The sequence below is a fragment of the Mesorhizobium sp. M1182 genome (genome assembly GCF_040318335.1).
Taxonomy (GTDB): domain Bacteria; phylum Pseudomonadota; class Alphaproteobacteria; order Rhizobiales; family Rhizobiaceae; genus Mesorhizobium.
Genome location: NZ_JAMYMD010000006.1, coordinates 132773 through 148254, shown reverse-complemented (window position 1 = coordinate 148254; position 15482 = coordinate 132773). Strand labels below are relative to the sequence as shown.

The 15482-nt window shown below is 62.0% G+C and carries 13 protein-coding genes and 1 pseudogene; 1 reads left to right on the top strand and 13 read right to left on the bottom strand.

Annotation, left to right across the window (positions count from 1 at the left end; genetic code table 11):
* Positions 1 to 32 precede the first annotated feature (32 nt).
* From NKH33_RS10415 to NKH33_RS10395, 5 genes are all read right to left on the bottom strand, one after another.
* The gene (locus NKH33_RS10415) at positions 33 to 929 is read right to left on the bottom strand and encodes a UTP--glucose-1-phosphate uridylyltransferase (protein ID WP_352681429.1); all 897 of its coding nucleotides are present in this window, start codon (positions 927 to 929) and stop codon (positions 33 to 35) included.
* Between the two features lie 75 nt (positions 930 to 1004).
* Positions 1005 to 1955: a glycosyltransferase family 2 protein gene (locus NKH33_RS10410; RefSeq protein WP_352681431.1), complete on the bottom strand. Its 951-nt coding sequence runs from the start codon at positions 1953 to 1955 to the stop codon at positions 1005 to 1007.
* Positions 1945 to 2895 carry a glycosyltransferase family 2 protein gene (locus NKH33_RS10405; RefSeq protein ID WP_352540410.1) on the bottom strand — a complete coding sequence of 317 codons (951 nt, stop codon included), beginning with the start codon at positions 2893 to 2895 and terminating at the stop codon, positions 1945 to 1947. The genes NKH33_RS10410 and NKH33_RS10405 overlap by 11 nt, the downstream gene beginning before the upstream one ends.
* On the bottom strand, positions 2895 to 3887 hold the full coding sequence (locus tag NKH33_RS10400; protein ID WP_352540409.1) for a glycosyltransferase family 2 protein: 993 nt from the start codon (positions 3885 to 3887) through the stop codon (positions 2895 to 2897). The genes NKH33_RS10405 and NKH33_RS10400 overlap by 1 nt, the downstream gene beginning before the upstream one ends.
* A gap of 11 nt (positions 3888 to 3898) precedes the next feature.
* Positions 3899 to 5071, bottom strand: coding sequence for a glycosyltransferase family protein (locus NKH33_RS10395; protein ID WP_352540408.1), 1173 nt, complete (start codon positions 5069 to 5071; stop codon positions 3899 to 3901).
* A 302-nt stretch (positions 5072 to 5373) separates the two neighbouring features.
* On the opposite strand from NKH33_RS10395, the pseudogene NKH33_RS10390 reads away from it, so the two are divergent.
* A pseudogene (locus NKH33_RS10390) lies at positions 5374 to 6426 on the top strand (polysaccharide pyruvyl transferase family protein); the annotation flags it as partial.
* A gap of 222 nt (positions 6427 to 6648) precedes the next feature.
* Here NKH33_RS10390 and NKH33_RS10385 read toward each other — a convergent pair.
* The 8 genes from NKH33_RS10385 to NKH33_RS10350 form a co-directional block, all read right to left on the bottom strand.
* Positions 6649 to 8112: a lipopolysaccharide biosynthesis protein gene (locus NKH33_RS10385; RefSeq protein ID WP_352813834.1), complete on the bottom strand. Its 1464-nt coding sequence runs from the start codon at positions 8110 to 8112 to the stop codon at positions 6649 to 6651.
* Positions 8109 to 9395, bottom strand: coding sequence for a glycosyltransferase (locus NKH33_RS10380; RefSeq protein WP_352469925.1), 1287 nt, complete (start codon positions 9393 to 9395; stop codon positions 8109 to 8111). Before NKH33_RS10380 ends, NKH33_RS10385 begins: the two co-directional genes overlap by 4 nt.
* Before the next feature lie 72 nt (positions 9396 to 9467).
* Positions 9468 to 10547, bottom strand: a complete 1080-nt coding sequence (locus tag NKH33_RS10375) for a glycosyltransferase (protein ID WP_352872239.1) — start codon at positions 10545 to 10547, stop codon at positions 9468 to 9470.
* 31 nt (positions 10548 to 10578) lie between these two features.
* Positions 10579 to 11910 (bottom strand): UDP-glucose dehydrogenase family protein, encoded by a 1332-nt coding sequence (locus NKH33_RS10370; RefSeq protein ID WP_352469923.1) that lies wholly within the window; start codon positions 11908 to 11910, stop codon positions 10579 to 10581.
* A gap of 85 nt (positions 11911 to 11995) precedes the next feature.
* Positions 11996 to 12862: an endo-1,3-1,4-beta-glycanase ExoK gene (exoK, locus tag NKH33_RS10365; RefSeq protein WP_352767249.1), complete on the bottom strand. Its 867-nt coding sequence runs from the start codon at positions 12860 to 12862 to the stop codon at positions 11996 to 11998.
* Between the two features lie 131 nt (positions 12863 to 12993).
* Positions 12994 to 13395: a hypothetical protein gene (locus NKH33_RS10360; protein WP_352469921.1), complete on the bottom strand. Its 402-nt coding sequence runs from the start codon at positions 13393 to 13395 to the stop codon at positions 12994 to 12996.
* A 269-nt stretch (positions 13396 to 13664) separates the two neighbouring features.
* Positions 13665 to 14687, bottom strand: a complete 1023-nt coding sequence (locus NKH33_RS10355) for a glycosyltransferase family 2 protein (protein WP_352469920.1) — start codon at positions 14685 to 14687, stop codon at positions 13665 to 13667.
* Positions 14688 to 15142: 455 nt separating this feature from the next.
* Positions 15143 to 15463, bottom strand: a complete 321-nt coding sequence (locus NKH33_RS10350) for an exopolysaccharide production repressor protein (RefSeq protein ID WP_352469919.1) — start codon at positions 15461 to 15463, stop codon at positions 15143 to 15145.
* Positions 15464 to 15482: the final 19 nt, after the last annotated feature.

The following is a 15482-nucleotide window of genomic DNA, read 5'->3' as shown; positions in this document are numbered from 1 at the left end:
GCCGCACCCACAATGCCTCGAAAAAATGGACATTATGCGGCTTCTTCCCGACGCTGATGCGACCGGACGAATTCCTGCAGCATCTCGAAGATCGGGCCCTTCATGTCCTCCCGCGCCAGCGCGAAAGCGATATTGGCCTGGATGAAACCCTCCTTCGAACCGCAGTCGAACATGCGGCCGTCGAAAGGCTGGGCGAAGAAGGCCTGGGTCTGTGCGAGACGCACCATTGCGTCGGTCAGCTGGATCTCGTTTCCGGCGCCGCGTTGCTGGCTGGCAAGCAACGAGAATATCTCGGGCTGCAGGATGTAGCGGCCGTTGATGTAGAAGTTCGACGGCGCATTGGCAGGAGCCGGCTTTTCGACCATGGCCGTCACCTCGAAGCCCGTGCCGACATCCGCGCCGCGCCCGACAATGCCGTATTTGCTGGTCTCGGTCGGGTCGCAACGCTCGACGGCAATAACGTTTGCGCCAGTCTGCGCATAAAGATCGGCGACTTCGGCGAGACAGCCGCGCCCGCCAAAGGATACCATGTCCGGCAACAGCAACGCGAAGGGCTCGTCACCGATGACTTCGCGCGCGCACCAGACGGCATGGCCGAGGCCTTGCGGCGACTGCTGGCGGATGAAGCTCGTCGCGCCGGCGACGGGAAGCAGGCTTTCAAGCGATTCGAGTTGCGCCTTCTTGCCGCTCTGCTCCAGGGTTCCGATCAGTTCAGGATGCAGGTCGAAATAGTCCTCGATCACCGCCTTGTTGCGGCCGGTGACGAAGACGATGTGCTCGATGCCGGCCTCGAACGCCTCGTCAACCGCATATTGCACGACAGGCCTGTCGACCACCGGCAGCATTTCCTTCGGCATGGACTTGGTCGCCGGCAGGAACCGCGTTCCGAGCCCCGCCACCGGTATGACTGCCTTCCTGACTTTTTTCATTGCATGTTCCTTCTGAGGAGATCGATTTCAACCCTGTCGCAGGCGGCGAAACTGTCTTCATTCACCTGCAGCCCTTCACCTCCCCGCCACCACGGCAAACTGTGCCGCTACCCTTCGCAGCCGGACGGCGATCGGCATGCTCATATGCCGAACCGCCGCCGGATCGCTGAGCGCCGTCCATATCGCCTTGAGCGGGGACCGCGCCTTGATGTGCTGGACCAGCGACAGGAATGATGCCGCCCGGCGCAGGCTGCGAGCGCGCCTGGCGAACGCCGCCTCGGCCGCAGCATCCATGGAATGGGTCGCGGCGAAGGTGGCATCGGCCCTGCGCATCGCCTCGACGTGATGAAGTTCGAGCACCCGGGAGATGGAACCGGTGCGAATGTGGTAGATATAGCCCGTCGTCGGCTCGACGACGCATTTGCCGCCTTTAGCCAGAGCACTGGCCAGGAGGATATAGTCTTCGCCAATGATCAGGCTTTCATCGTAACGAAGCCCGTTCTCGTTCAGGAACCGGCGCTGGAAGATCGGCTTGAGGTAGCCGAGATTGAACCTCGATTCGAAGAGGACGTTACCGCCGATGAAATCCGCCAGCGAGATTGAACCGAGGCCTTCCAGATAGTCGGCCGGGAACATCGTCTCTTCGGCAACGCCATCCTCGCGAACGACCTGCAGATTATCGACCGCGATCTCGGCGCCCGCTTTCTCCGCGCGCTCGATCATGGTGCAGATTCGCCCGGGATAGACCGCGTCGTCCGAATCTAGGACCGCGACCCACCTGCCGCGGGCAAGCTCAAGGCCGGCATTCCTGGCGCCGCCGGGGCCACGGTTTTGCTCAAGCGCGACAACGCGTACGATGTCTTCGGGGTAGGATCTCGCCAGGTCGAGCGTCCGGTCGCGCGACTTGTCGTCGACGACGATGACCTCGACGCTGATATTGCGCTGGGCGACGGCGCTGGCAATCGCCCGATCGATGGTCGCCTCGGCATTGTAGGCGGCAATCACGAAGCTCACATCAGGCTGCACGCTTGCCCCCTTGCTGCGGCGAAGACAGGCCGTATTGGCGGATTTCACGAACCCCGACGAGGCCGCTGACGACGCCGACATGCATAATGCCGCGAAGCACGCTGCGGTTCCGACGTACGGGGTCGATGGCGACCGGAATTGCCGACAGGAAACTGTAGGCGGCCTTTGCCGCGGCAATGCCGACCTGCTTGAGCCGGGCAAGGCCGTGTGCGTTGCGCCCCAGAAGATGACCATGCGTCTGCCCAACGCGGAACCGGCGGCGGCCGAGCCAGTCGAATGCCGCCCTGGCAGGTGGCACCGCTTCGTCGACCCAAGCCTCCGGCGAAAAGGCGATGCGGCCGCCGGCCTTGACCATCTGGTCGAAGAATTCCGTATCTTCGCCGCCGGTCTGGCCACGTGCCAGGCTGAAGCGCCGGCCGCGCAGGCTCTCAGCGCCAATCCTGAGCAGGACGTTGCAGGTGTAGCCGGTGCGGATTTCGCCGCTCACCCAGACCGGCAAGGTCGAGTGGAAATCGCCTTTGCGCATCCAGGCGGGCGCATCCGGCAGGTAACGGGCTTGCACCGGCCCAAGCACCGTCGCAGCACCTGTTGCTTCCGCCGTCGCCACCAGTTCGGCAAGCCAGCCAGCGGTGGCCGTCTCGTCATCGTCGATAAAGGCGACGAAATCCGCCGCACTGGTATCGAGGCAAGCGTTGCGCGCGATCGAGATGTTTCGGGCCGGGGCGTGCCGGTAGGTCACCGGCAGCTTCAACTCCGCAGCCAGCGTCGTCACCATCTGTTCGGCCGTCGGCGTATCGTCGTTGTCCGCGATGATAACACCGACGTCGAATCCCGCGGGCATATCCATGGCCGCTATGGAGCGAAGCGTGTCGGCAAGCTCCGGCCGGCGAAATGTGCAGACGCAGATATCGATGCTTCGATTTTTCCTGACCGGGTCCATCACGCTACCCTGCGCTGCGGTCGCGGTGCGAGCAGTTGCAGCCAGAAACCGACCGACCAGCCGAAATGCATGACCATTGCCGAGACGCCGGCAAGGGCAATGTCGGCTTTGCGCTGGCTGAGAGCGGTCCAAAAGCCGTAGCCGAGGCAGACCGACGCCCATAGCAAAAGCGGCACGGCCGCCAGCCAGTGGACGAAGGAAAAGGCGGCGAGAAGAACCACGGGGAACACTAGAAGCGGCATCATCTGCCGGATCTTCGGGATCATGCGGTGCTTGAGAACGTTCTTCGCCCGGCCACGGCCATAGCCGAGATACTGAAAATAGAGGCCCTTCAGCGAGGAACGCGGGTAGTAGACCATTTGCGTCTTGCCGGTCATCCAGATGCGGTAACCGGCCTGGCGGAGCCGATAGTCGAGTTCGGCATCCTCATTGTGGCTGAACGTTTCGTCATAGCCGCCGACCGCGGTGAAGGCCGATATCCGTATCAGTGCGTGGTGGCCATGATCGACCCATTCTCCCGCCGAAAGATGCCGGTGCTTGGAGCCGCCGGTGCCGAGCCTGGAGTTCTGCGCCGCTGCCGCTGCTTTCTGAACCATGCCGCTGCCACTGGTCAGCATCGAGACGACGACCGAATCCGCACCGGTGGCCTGCGCTTCTTCGACCAGCCGGTCGCAATAATCCGCAGGATAGCCGCCATGCGCGTCGATGCGAATGAGATAGTCGACGCCTTCCCCGAACCTGGCGACGGCGAGATTGATTGCCGCGCTCTGCAAGCGCTTTTCATTGTGCAGTAGGATCACCCGCTGATCTTTTGCGGCGATGTCCGCGACGATCGTCCTGGTGCCGTCCGTGCTGCCGCCATCGGCAACGATGATCACGGCGCCCAGCCTCTCGGCCGCAGGGCGGAGCTCTCGAAGCAACGCGCCGATATGGGCCGCTTCGTTCAGGCACGGAACCACGATCGTGCAGGATGGAATTTCGGTTTGCGTCATCGGCAGTCCTTCTATGCCAATGCTTCGGCAGCATATGGACCGGGAGCCGCAGTCAGCCCGCGGAGCTTTTCGACGAGCGCCCGACAATCGGCGCGGTCGTAGCTCCAGGTGCGCGGATTGCGGGCGAGAACACGCGCCCTCAATGTCCCGAACCGATGCTGCTCCATCGTGCCGACGGCGACTTCGAGCGCCTCGGGCGTGGCTTCTGGCAAAAGAACCCCTATGCCTTGCCGGTCGAGGAACCGGCCGGTTTCGGTGGCTCCCATCGAAATCGGCACGGCTCCGAAGCGGCAGCCCTCATAGAGCCGGTTGGGCAGCAGCCATTCGGAGTTCAGGCCCTGCTCAAAAAAGTCGATGGCCCAGGAAAAGTGGACCTCGCGGTAGATCGCCGCCATATCCTCGGGATTGCGGTAGGGCCCGCCAAACGAGAGCCAGGGTTCCGATTCGACGAAACCGTGGAAATCGGGAAATTCGGACAGCGCCGGGCGGCCCCTGAGGACGATTTCAAAGCGGCCGTCGAGGCGGCGCGAAAATTCGGCCAGAAGCTCCAGGGAACGGCGGCAGCGGAGCGCCCCGAACCAGCCGATCCGCCAAGGCGGCGCTACGGGGTTCTCCGGCGCCGCGCGGTCATCCAGCGAGGCCGCGGCTGGCTCGAAATACTTGTTTTCGAGCAGTTCGACTGGGGCGGCAATCTGCCCGAACGGCTTGAAATAGTTGGCGATGAAGGCCGGAGAGCTGGTCACCAGAAGCTTCACATCCCTAGCCAGGAAGCGTTCTGCGCCGCGCATCGCCCATCCCAGTGGATCGTCGCGAAGCAGCAGGCGATGGATATCCAGGCACTCGTAGACGATCGGCACCGTTGCCTGGAAAGCCGATCTGGCGCGGCGGGCAAGCGCCAGCATTTCCAGATTGCGCGCGACAATGAGGTCGGGCCGTGGCATTGAGCCCAGCTTCGAGCCGGTCGAGACAACTGCCTTCATGATCGCGGCCAGACGTTGGGCGAATCGGCCATCACGAGTCGGGCCGAGATCGATCGGCTGCAAGCCCTCGACATCAGCAACTGCGCTTGCCGTACGACGAAAGCCCGCCAGCGTAACCTGGGCGCCGCCTGCCTTGAGCATTATGATCCGCCGGCGCACTGCCGGGTCGGAGACGTCGTGTACCAAGTACAAGACATGCAGCATGAAAACTCGACCGCTGTTGGCCCGCCCGCGACAATGCTAGTACAGCTCTTGCTGCATCGCAACATTTTTGGTTGCAGCGTAGCAAAGATCCCCGTTTTTTGTTGCACTGCAAAATCGATGGGTTAATCTCGCTCTGCTTGGGCCACATGGACCGCGCGTTGGCCTGCCATCGGGCTGCGCGCCAATAATCACGACGCGAGGACCATCCTTGGCGTGCAGCATTTTCGGCCAACCCGCCTGCAATCCGCCCCTTCGCACCCGTCGATGGAAGCACGGGACTACTCACGAAATGAGGTCATTCCATGAAGATCGCGGTTGAAAACACCGTCTGCCTGAATACCGGGGATGCAGCGATTCTCCTGGCGATCCGCCATGTTTTCAAGACGATCGTGCTAGACGATATCCAGTTCTACGTCTTCGACAGCCAGCCGGAGGTGGCGGCGAGGCTCTACACGAAGAAAGAGTATCCTGATCTCGAATTCCACAAGCTGCTGTCGGAATCGCTGTTCCGCTACAAATACGGCAGCGGGCTGAAGAACCTGTTCAAGCCGATCTACAATCGGCTCGTCCTCAATGCCCTGCGGCGGTTCGGCTTCCGCGGCGTTCTCGGGCGTTTGTTCAGTTCAAGCAATCGCCGTGGTCTCGATATCTACAAAGACGCCGACCTCGTGGTCACGACAGGCGGAACCTATCTTGTCGAGACTTACAATCTGGAACGGCGACTTAATCAATTCCGGATCGACGCGATTCTGGGCAAGGACCCCGTCTTCTTCACGCAATCGCTCGGCCCGTTCAACAAAATTTACAATCGCCAGGAGTTGAGCCCGATCTTCGACCGGAGCCCGCTCATCCTGCTGCGCGACGAACGTTCGCGAGGCCACATTGTGGACATAGTGAAAGACCCCGGCAAATGCCACGTCGTGGCCGACGCCGTCTTTGCCCTGGCCGATACTGACAGGATCGGAAAAATTCTGGCCTCCTGCCAGTCGGCGACCGTCACCGGCCGCGTCGCCATTTCCGTCCGTCACTGGAACTATGTCAGCGACGGCGAGGGTGGCATGCGCCGCTACATCGACTCGATCCGCGCGATCGCGACCATCCTGGTCAGGGACCACGCCAAGGAGGTCACCTTCGTCTCCACCTGCCAGGGCGTGCCGGAATACGCCCATGATGATTCCAAGACGGCGCGGGCTATCGTTGCCGAACTCGATCCGGAGATCGCCAAGCATGTCAGCGTGGACGCTTCGTTCCACACGCCGGAGCAACTGATGGCACTGGTGAAAGGCTTCGACTTCGTCGTCGCAACGCGCATGCACATGATGATCATGTCGCTCTGCGTCGGCACGCCGGTGCTGCCGATTGCCTATGAATTCAAGACCAAGGAACTTGCCAAGCGGATCGGCGTCGCCGACCTGCTGCTCGACATCGACACGGTGACGCCCGAGGAAGCGAGCGCGAAGCTCGGCAGACTTACCGCCAATCTCGACCTCTATCGCAGGACGAGCCTTCAGGCAGTGCTTGAGGAGCATGCGTCGGCGATGTCGGCAGGTGAGCTTTTGAGGCCGGTGATTGCCGGCCTAGCGGGCGTTGCGCATGGCGCTGGAAAGCGTGGTGAACAGGGCGCTGCGCGACTGGCGAAGGGCGAGCATGAGGACCAGGCCGATCGAATAATTGAGGGCACCCGCCAGGACCACCGCGAGCAGGTCTGACTGGCTGGTCAGCGATGCCGGCAACTCGCGGTACACGGACCAGGCAAGCAGCGACGACGCGATGAATAGTCCCTGCATGACCAGGAAGTCGGCTGCGGTCACCGGGCCGACCCGGTGGACAAGAACGGCAAGTACCGGGACGCGCAGCACATAACCGCTGATCGCGTAGGCCGCCGCGACACCGACGGCGCCCCAGTGCAGGCCGATGATGAAGGCGGCGACCGTCGTCAGCGACGAGTAGATGCCCCAGTGGAACATGGTCTTGGTCTTGCCCTGGCAGATGAAGATCCATCCGGTGGTGCTCGAGACGGACTGGATCAGGCTGGCGATGCCCAGCCAGGCGAAGATCGGCGCCACCGCCGTCCAGCGCTCGCCGAAGAGGAGCCCGACGACCTGGTCCGACGTCAGCGTCAGCGCCGCGATGCCGGGCATAGTGATGGCCGCCAGCATCCAATTGGTTCGCACGTAGATGTCGCGAAACCGCGCCTTGTCCTCATGGATGCGGCTCAGCAGCGGCACCATCACGCGTGTCAGCGGCTGGTTGATGTTCTGCAGCGGAAACAGCAGGAGCTTGTAGGCGCGGTCATAATAGCCGAGCTCGATCGCGCCCGAATATTTTCCGATCAGGATGTTGTCGAGATTGCGCGAGAAGAAGTTGGCCAGATTGAAGCCGGTCAGATTGGCGCCGAAGGACAATATGTCGGTATCGACCTTCAGGTCCGGCCGCGACGGCGTCCAGCGCGCCACCTGCCATGCCGCGACCAGCGCGACAACAGCCGAAACCGCCGGGCCAATGACCAGCGACCAGTAGCCCAGCCCCGCATAGGCGGCGATTGCGGTAGTCGCAAGTCCGGCAGCGGCGGTAATCACATCGTTCAGCGCGAGTTGGCCAAAGCGCAAGTGACGGTTCATCAGCGCCAGCGGCACCGCGGCGAGGCTGCCAAGCAGCAGCGGCAAGGCAGAGCCGATGGTGATCCCGACCATGCGTTGATCGCCATAGAAGGCAGCGATGGCGGGTGCCAGGCATGCAACCACCACGGCACTGCCCATCCCCACCAGCGCACTGATCCAGAATACCTGGTTGAGCTGCTCGGTGCTGATATCCTTGCGCTGGACCACAGCCTGTTGCAGGCCAAGATTTTGAAGCAGCCCGACAAAGGCCACGATCGGCCCGACGGAAGCCACCAGGCCGAAATCCTCGGGCACGAGCAGACGGGCAAGCACGATGACCGAGAGAAACTGGATCGCCATCTTGAAGCCTTGCGCGCCGATCGTCACCATGCCGCCGCGCAGGGCGACGCGACCGAACTGGGGGGGCGGGTTGGCGTTCATGCCGGCTGCCTGGCTTCGGCCAGTTGAGCAACGATCTGCGCAAAACGTTCGTTGAGTACGTCCGCGTTGAAATCCTGCTCGATCTTGCGGCGCGCCGCATATGCGATGCGCTCGCATTTGTCCGGGTTCTCTGCCACCCAGACAAGCTTGCGGGCCAACGCCGCAACGTCTCGCTCCGGTGCGAGGAAGCCTGTCTCCTGATCCTCGATCAGTTCGGGGATGCCCGAGTGATAGGTGCTGACGACGATCAGCCCGGCGGCCATAGCTTCCATCAGCGCCACCGGAATACCCTCGAGATCGCCGTCTCGCGCGGCTACGCTAGGCAGCAGGAATACGTGGGCATTGCGCAGGCGCTGCTTGACCTCGGCATGCGGACGCGGCCCGAGGAAAGTCACCCGGTCGGCAATGCCGAGATTTGCGGCGAGCTTCTTCAACTCTTCCAGCAATTCGCCGCCGCCAATCACCGAATAGACCCAGTCGCGCCGCGGCAGGCTGGCGAGCGCCCGAAGGGCGAATTCGATGCCCTTCTTTTCGGTCAGCCGGCAGACCGAGATGAAGGACAGCGTGTCCCGGTCCCAGGAACGCCAATGGTAGCCGATCTCACCGGGCCGCACGCCCATATGGTGAACCATGACTTGCGCCGGGGGTGCGCCGACGCCGATCAGGGCGTCGCGGAAAAACGCGTTCACCGGGAGCTGGAGAACGCCCTTGTCGAAGACAACCTTGTAGCGCGTGAGCGTGTTGTCATGCAGCGGTTCGCCGACATCGCGGCCGTGGAATATGGTCACCAGCGGAGCGGAAATCCGGCCTCGTTTCATGGCGCGGGCGACGCGCATGCCGTTATTGCCGAAATGCGCGACGATCACATCGGCGTTCTGCAACTTGCGCGCAAAAGCGATGTCGACAGCGGTCGAGAGCTTATCCCAGAACCTGCCCGACCATCTCCTGAGCGTCGGCCGAAAGCGCCCCAGCCCGCCCCACCAGCAGACGACCTTGCCAGGGAGAGCCTGCCAGCGGCGATCGTCGATGTTGCTGTCCTTGCCGAAGGACGTCTCGTTGCAGACGACGCCGACTTGCATGCCGCGCTCGAGGCACCCTTCTATCTGGTCGAGGACGAAGGTCTCCGACAAAGAGGGGAACTTATCAACTACGAAGCAAATCTTCATCGAATGGACGATCTTTCGAGGCCGGTCGGCGATCTGCTCGCGCGGATGAGGGATGACGCCCGTCGCCGCCGTGCGAGGCGCCTCAAGCGTCCGGTGTTGTGCGTGTCGTTGTCCCAAAGCAGCTCCCACCCCTGGGTCAGGCGCAAAGGCAGGCTTTTGAACGACGTGGATGGTTTTGGACGAATTGCATCAGGCGGCACGCTCCAGCGCGCCTTGCCTGGCGCGGTCGAGAACGCCGAGAAAAGTCGCGAACTGGCCGTCGGGGTTCATTTGCGGCCGCTCCGAAAACAGCTGCGCCGCCGCCGACAGCCGATCGTACTCGGCCTTGTCGCTCCATAGTCGCCTGACCGCGGCGACCCAGTCGTCGAGCGGTGCGTCATAGTCGAGCACCACGCCGCCGGCGCCAATCGCCTCCGGCAGGCCGCCGCGACGGGACCCGACGACTGGAATGCCGCTGCAATGGGCCTCGGATGCCACCCGCCCCCAGGCCTCTTCCCATTTGCTGGGCGCCAGCAGGATCTTGGTGCGGCCATAGACGGTCTTCATGTCGCTGGTGCGGCTTTCCAGCCTGACGTTGCGCAGCGGGGCGATGATCTGTTCGATCTGCGCCCGATGGTCGTCGTCGAGCTTCCAGCTTTCGACGAACAGGAACGGAATTTCGGGGCATTGGCCGGCGATGCGCACGGCGAGTTCGAACCCTTTTTCGTTGTAAGGATTGATCAGCGTGACGAATTCACCGGTGGTCGGCGTGCTGTAGAGCCCGGGATTGATGGTCGGCGGGATCACGGTCGAGTCGATGCCGAACCTTTCCTTATAGGTGCGCGCAGTGAATTCGGAATTGGCGATATAAAGCGCCGAATGCAATTCGCGCAGGTCGCCGGCCAATTCGTGGAATTCGACGTTCCGCAGATAGACCACCAGCGGTATTCCGAGCGCCTGCAGCGCCTTTCCGATCGGCACCGATTTGTGGCACTGCACGACGGCGACATCGGGATCGAGCCGTTCGACCGCGAAGCGCGCCGCCTCCCAGGGAAACCATGCCCGCACGACCGGATAGCCGGGATAGCTGTCGATGACCGCTCGCTGGCGAAGCAGCTTCATCTTGGCGCGCGCCTTGAAGCCGAACATGCCGTCACCGAACAGCGCCGCCAGAACCGAGGCGTCATGACCGTGCTCGCGCAGCTGCTCGACCAGATGATGCGTGCTCGACTGAACGCCACCGCTGAACTGCGGCGTGTAGCCGTTGCCGCCCGCAAACAGAACTTTCATGGACCTGGCTCCTTGCTGGACCGCCCTAGCGTCACGCCGCCATTCTGCCGATGCTGTGGTATTCGATGCCGTGGCGGGCGATGACCTTGGGGTCGTAGAGATTGCGTCCGTCGAAGATAACGGGCGTGGTCAGCGCGTTCTTCAGCGCATCGAAAGACGGCGCGCTGAAGCTTTTCCACTCGGTCACGATCAAGAGCGCATCGGCGCCTCGCAGCGCGGCCTCCTTGGTGCCGCACAGTTGCAGGTCGTCGCGCAGCCCGTAGATCGCCTGGCATTCCTGCATCGCCTCGGGATCGTAGGCCTGGACATTGGCACCGGCGGCCCAGAGCGCTTCCATCAGCGTGCGGGCCGGGGCCTCGCGCATGTCGTCGGTATTGGGTTTGAAGGCCAAGCCCCACAGCGCAAATGTCTTGCCTTTGAGATTGCCCTTGAAATAGCGGTCCACCTTCTCGAACAGGACCGACTTCTGCTGGTTGTTGCGCTCCTCGACGGCACGCAGCAGCTTGGCGTCGAACTTGACGGCCTCGGCGGTCTTGATCAGGGCACGCACATCCTTCGGGAAACACGAGCCGCCATAGCCGAGGCCCGGATAGATGAAGTGGTAGCCGATCCGCGGGTCGCTGCCGATGCCCTTGCGGACTTCCTCGATGTCGGCGCCCAGTTGCTCGGCCAGGTTGGCCATTTCATTCATGAAGCTGATCTTGGTCGCCAGCATGCAATTGGCCGCGTATTTGGTGAACTCGGCACTGCGCACATCCATGACGATCATCTTTTCGTGGTTGCGGTTGAACGGCGCGTAGAGTTCGCGCATCACCGCCTCGGTGTCCTCGTTGCTGGTGCCGACGATGATGCGGTCGGGCTTCATACAGTCGCTCACAGCGGACCCTTCCTTGAGGAATTCCGGATTGGAGGCGACGTCGAAAGCCAGATCCTCGCGCCCGCGCGCCTTCAGCGTTGCGGCGATCCTGGCCTTTATCCTTTCGCAGGTGCCGACGGGCACGGTCGACTTGCCGACGACGATCTTGGGCTCGTCCATCTCACGACCGATGGCCTCGGCGACGGCCAGCACATATTTGAGGTCGGCCGAACCATCCTCGCCCGGCGGCGTGCCGACGGCGATCATCTGGATCTGGCCATGCTTGATCGCCGCGGCGGCGTCGGTGGTGAACTTGATGCGGCCGGCGGCATGGTTCTCCTTGACGATGTTTTCGAGCCCAGGCTCGAAGATCGGGACATGACCCTGGTTGAGCCGCTCGACCTTTTTTGCATCGATGTCGACGCAGACCACCTGATGGCCGACTTCGGCAAGCACCGCCGCCTGTACAAGACCGACATAGCCGATTCCAAAGACAGTCAAATTCATTCGGTTTCATCCCTTTTCAAGGCTTCGGGCCTGTTCGAGCTTCGGTTTTCCGACCACCTTCGGCCCGGCCGGTTCAGATGCGCTTCTAGTTTGTGTTGCATGCCAGCGATTCGGGGAATTGGCAGGGCTGGCCAAGTGCGGTGAATGCAACACGATCCACCTGCATGGTGAGCTTGCGGCCCGGATCCGAGAACGGCCCCATCCAGCCCTTCATCGTATCGCTGCCCCACAGGCTGAAATAGATCCTTTGCGAATGGGTGGGCAGCTTCGCCGGATCGGTGATCTCGTGGACAAGCTTGCCGTTGACGTACCAGCGCAGCCGGTCCTTTTCCCAGACGAAGGCGTAGTCGTTGAAGGCCTTGTCGGTGCCGCCGGCGACGTCGACCAGTTTCTCGTTCTTGCCTTTGCCGGCTATGTAGGCATTGACCTGGACCTTGGACGTGTCCTTGGTCAGCACCTCGAAGTCGATTTCATCATGCGGCTGCTTGTCGGCATCGCCGACGAAGCTGAAGAATGCCGCGTTGACGCCAGAGCCCGTGTCGGTCTTCATCCGCGCCTCGTAGGTGCCGTAGCCGAAGCGCTGCTTGGTCTGGATCTCGGCGCAGGCGAATTCGCGATCCTTCAGCTTGCGCTTCTCGAAACCGAGCGTCAGCATGCCGTCGGAAAGCCCGATCAGGCTTTTGGACCAGGTGCAGTTCTGATGCTTGCCGTTCGTCCAGCCGTCGGAAATGTACCAGCGCGCGCGACTGAGGCTGGTGAAATCATCGACAAAGGACGGCGCGGTTGGGAGATCCTGCGCGCCGGCGGGCACCAGGCCCGCAACCAGACTGCCGAGAACGACCAGCAGAAACGCGCCGTCTGAACGGAGCCGCCGCAGCTTGCCTGGGATCGGGCGCGTGAACGGGGTGCCTCGGGTTGCCGGGGCGGGCGTGCTTTTAAGATCTGCGTTCATATCAAACTCACCTTGTGCTGTGCGCCCCCAAAGCGATCGTTCGAACCGTGACGAAACAACCTGATCTTGACCTCTGTCGCTCCCAAGCTCCGTGTTGTGCCTAAAACCATTGCGCCGACCCGGGTGTTCGCTCAGCCTGTGCCGGAATCGGCGGGCTTCACAAAATCGGTCCTTATGTCGGGACCGTTCTGCCGCTTCTCTTCGAAGATTTCATCCAGCGAATGACGGAGATCCTTCATCTTCTGCATCTGGCGCGACAGCGCTGCGATGCGCCGCTCGCAATTCAGGATCGACCTGGTCAGTTCGCCGACTTCGGAAGACCTGCGAGAGGAGACCGTTCCGTTCTCCATCGCCTCAACCAGAAAGGCGGCATTGGTAGCCGTTGTCCTGTAGCGGTTCTCAAGGCCGCTCTTCTCCGCCTCGACTTCGGCCGAGATCTGGTCCAGCAGCTTTGCCAACCGATCAAGGCGCGAGGTGTCGGTCTGCGTGTCGCGCGCCGGATCTCTCGACCGGAAGCGAAAGATCGAGGCCATGCAGTCAGCGCCCCATCATCGTCGAGCTGGTGAACGGCCTTAGTGCCCGTCCACATTCAAAAGACATTTCTTGCATCGTCCAGCTCCTCCGACAGGGTATGTCTCGGGCCAGTTCGGTTGGCCGTCCAAAATTGCTGCACCGCAACATAGATTGCCATTCCCTGCGCGCATAGGCAACCACCTAGATCGTAAACTCATGAATCTCGTTGAAATGGTGCGAGCCGACCGAAGGGTAAGGGAGTGGCTACCGCCATCGCACGTTGACGTGCCTAGCTTTCGTTGGCCGTGCTGGTTCCGGCCATGAGGAAGCGCAGCGGCGGCACATGCTGACGCTTCGCAGCGAGACCAGCGCGGCGAAACAGCGCATCCAGCTTGTCGGAGGCAACGCCGCGGACGACGGCTGTGAGGTTGGACGAGCCGGCCAAGGCGTAGGCCGCGGCCGGTGCCAACCCGCGCTCAGCCTTCACGTCTAAAAACTTCCGCAACCGGTATTTGTCGCGGATGTGCCGCTCGTGCCTTCTCAGCGCAGCCTTCGATGCCTCCGGCAAACTGTCGATCGCAAGCAGTGCCAGGTCGGCATCGGCCAGATGCTTCAGGTCCTGGGTCTTGTGCCGTCCGCTCAGCGAATCGGCGCGCACGATCGCGCCGTAGCCACAGGATTTGATGACCTTGAAGCGCGCGCCAAGGGCAACCGCGCGCGCATAGAGTTCATAGTCTTCACCCAGGCGCAGCTTCTCGTCGTAGCGCAGCCCATGCCGATCGAGGAAGGCGCGGCTGATCACGGGTTTGAGGAACCCCAGTTCCCCTCGTTGCACACGGCGCCTGGAGATGTTGGCGTCGATGAAACCCTCGAAATCGAGGAATTCCGGCTCGGGCGAGAACGGTGGAGCCACGATTTTCGAAACGTCGGTTGCCGCGTCATCCCTGACAAGCATGATGTTGTCTGCGGCGAAATCCCAATCGGTGCTGGCGAACAGTCTGTGAAACCTGCCTTCGAAAAAGAAATCATCAGCGTCCAGAATGCTGATGAACGGCGACCTGGAACCGGCAATCGCGGCGTTGCGTGCAAAGGATGGGCCGCGATTGGCGTCGAAGCGGATGACGGAAAGACGGCCCGTGCCGTCGCCGGCCGCGTGGGCGACTTTCGCGGTATCGTCGGTGGACGCGTCGTCGACGACGACAACCTCCGCAACCTCAGGCTCGCGTAATGCCGATGCAATGGCAGCCGGGATTGTCCGCGCCGCATTGCGGGCGGCGATGATCACGCAGACCTGGAATGATGTCATAGACATGCCTCTCGGTTGCAGAAGCCGTTGCGGATTTCCTCGCCCCGTCCGCTCAATGCCCCACCGCCCATCCTGAAATGCATCGGCCCAAACGCCTATGCTGCAAGTGCGAAGCAAGCATCGCCAAAATCATCGGCGCCGTCCAGTTTTTCATTTTGCTGGGTGTCATGGCCCGGTTGGGCAGGCGGCGAGCCTCAATCGGGATGGCTCCAGAAATGCGCCGCTTGGCAGAGCCGTTCCTACACGCTCCATCAGAGCGCTCAACTGGCAGAAACCAGTTGCTGATCCTCGCCGACCGGACGGCGGCGGGGCGGAGCGAGCGCGTCGAGGCCCGCAGTGTCAAGGAATTGAAAGAACAGGAATGCCGACTGCCCGTGTCGTTGAGGTGAGCAATTCGTCAGGGGACCGGCGAGCTTGACCACAGGTCACATGGACATCGCAGACCGCGGCCAGGCCCGAAATCAGTGAAGGCCTCTCCTGGCGCTGAGTTTCTCGGCTTCGGCCGCTTCGTTCGAACTCAGCTTTCGTTCAGCGTCGCGGATTTTGTCGGCCGGGGTCGGGGCATTTCTGGCAACCATGGCAAAGACCAGCAGAAAATAACCCAGTTGGATGACTATAGCGCAGCCGATGACACGAAACAGCGTCGTACCGAGCGAGGCGCCGCCTAAATAGGACCAGACGATCACGATCGCCAGCGCAAAACACATTCCGATAATGAACTTTGGCAGTGACATACCCGATAGCCCATCAACCGGCTCGGGAAAAAATGTCGACAAGCCCACCCCGAGCACCTCCCTTAAA

What these genes read in the sequence shown, in the direction of transcription:
- exoK (WP_352767249.1), bottom strand. Translation starts at nt 12,862, where the DNA reads ATGAACGCAGATCTTAAAAGCACGCCCGCCCCGGCAACCCGAGGCACC.
- NKH33_RS10370 (WP_352469923.1), bottom strand. Translation starts at nt 11,910, where the DNA reads ATGAATTTGACTGTCTTTGGAATCGGCTATGTCGGTCTTGTACAGGCG.
- NKH33_RS10415 (WP_352681429.1), bottom strand. Translation starts at nt 929, where the DNA reads ATGAAAAAAGTCAGGAAGGCAGTCATACCGGTGGCGGGGCTCGGAACG.
- NKH33_RS10400 (WP_352540409.1), bottom strand. Translation starts at nt 3,887, where the DNA reads ATGACGCAAACCGAAATTCCATCCTGCACGATCGTGGTTCCGTGCCTG.
- NKH33_RS10395 (WP_352540408.1), bottom strand. Translation starts at nt 5,071, where the DNA reads ATGCTGCATGTCTTGTACTTGGTACACGACGTCTCCGACCCGGCAGTG.
- NKH33_RS10375 (WP_352872239.1), bottom strand. Translation starts at nt 10,547, where the DNA reads ATGAAAGTTCTGTTTGCGGGCGGCAACGGCTACACGCCGCAGTTCAGC.
- NKH33_RS10385 (WP_352813834.1), bottom strand. Translation starts at nt 8,112, where the DNA reads ATGAACGCCAACCCGCCCCCCCAGTTCGGTCGCGTCGCCCTGCGCGGC.
- NKH33_RS10355 (WP_352469920.1), bottom strand. Translation starts at nt 14,687, where the DNA reads ATGTCTATGACATCATTCCAGGTCTGCGTGATCATCGCCGCCCGCAAT.
- NKH33_RS10360 (WP_352469921.1), bottom strand. Translation starts at nt 13,395, where the DNA reads ATGGCCTCGATCTTTCGCTTCCGGTCGAGAGATCCGGCGCGCGACACG.
- NKH33_RS10405 (WP_352540410.1), bottom strand. Translation starts at nt 2,895, where the DNA reads ATGGACCCGGTCAGGAAAAATCGAAGCATCGATATCTGCGTCTGCACA.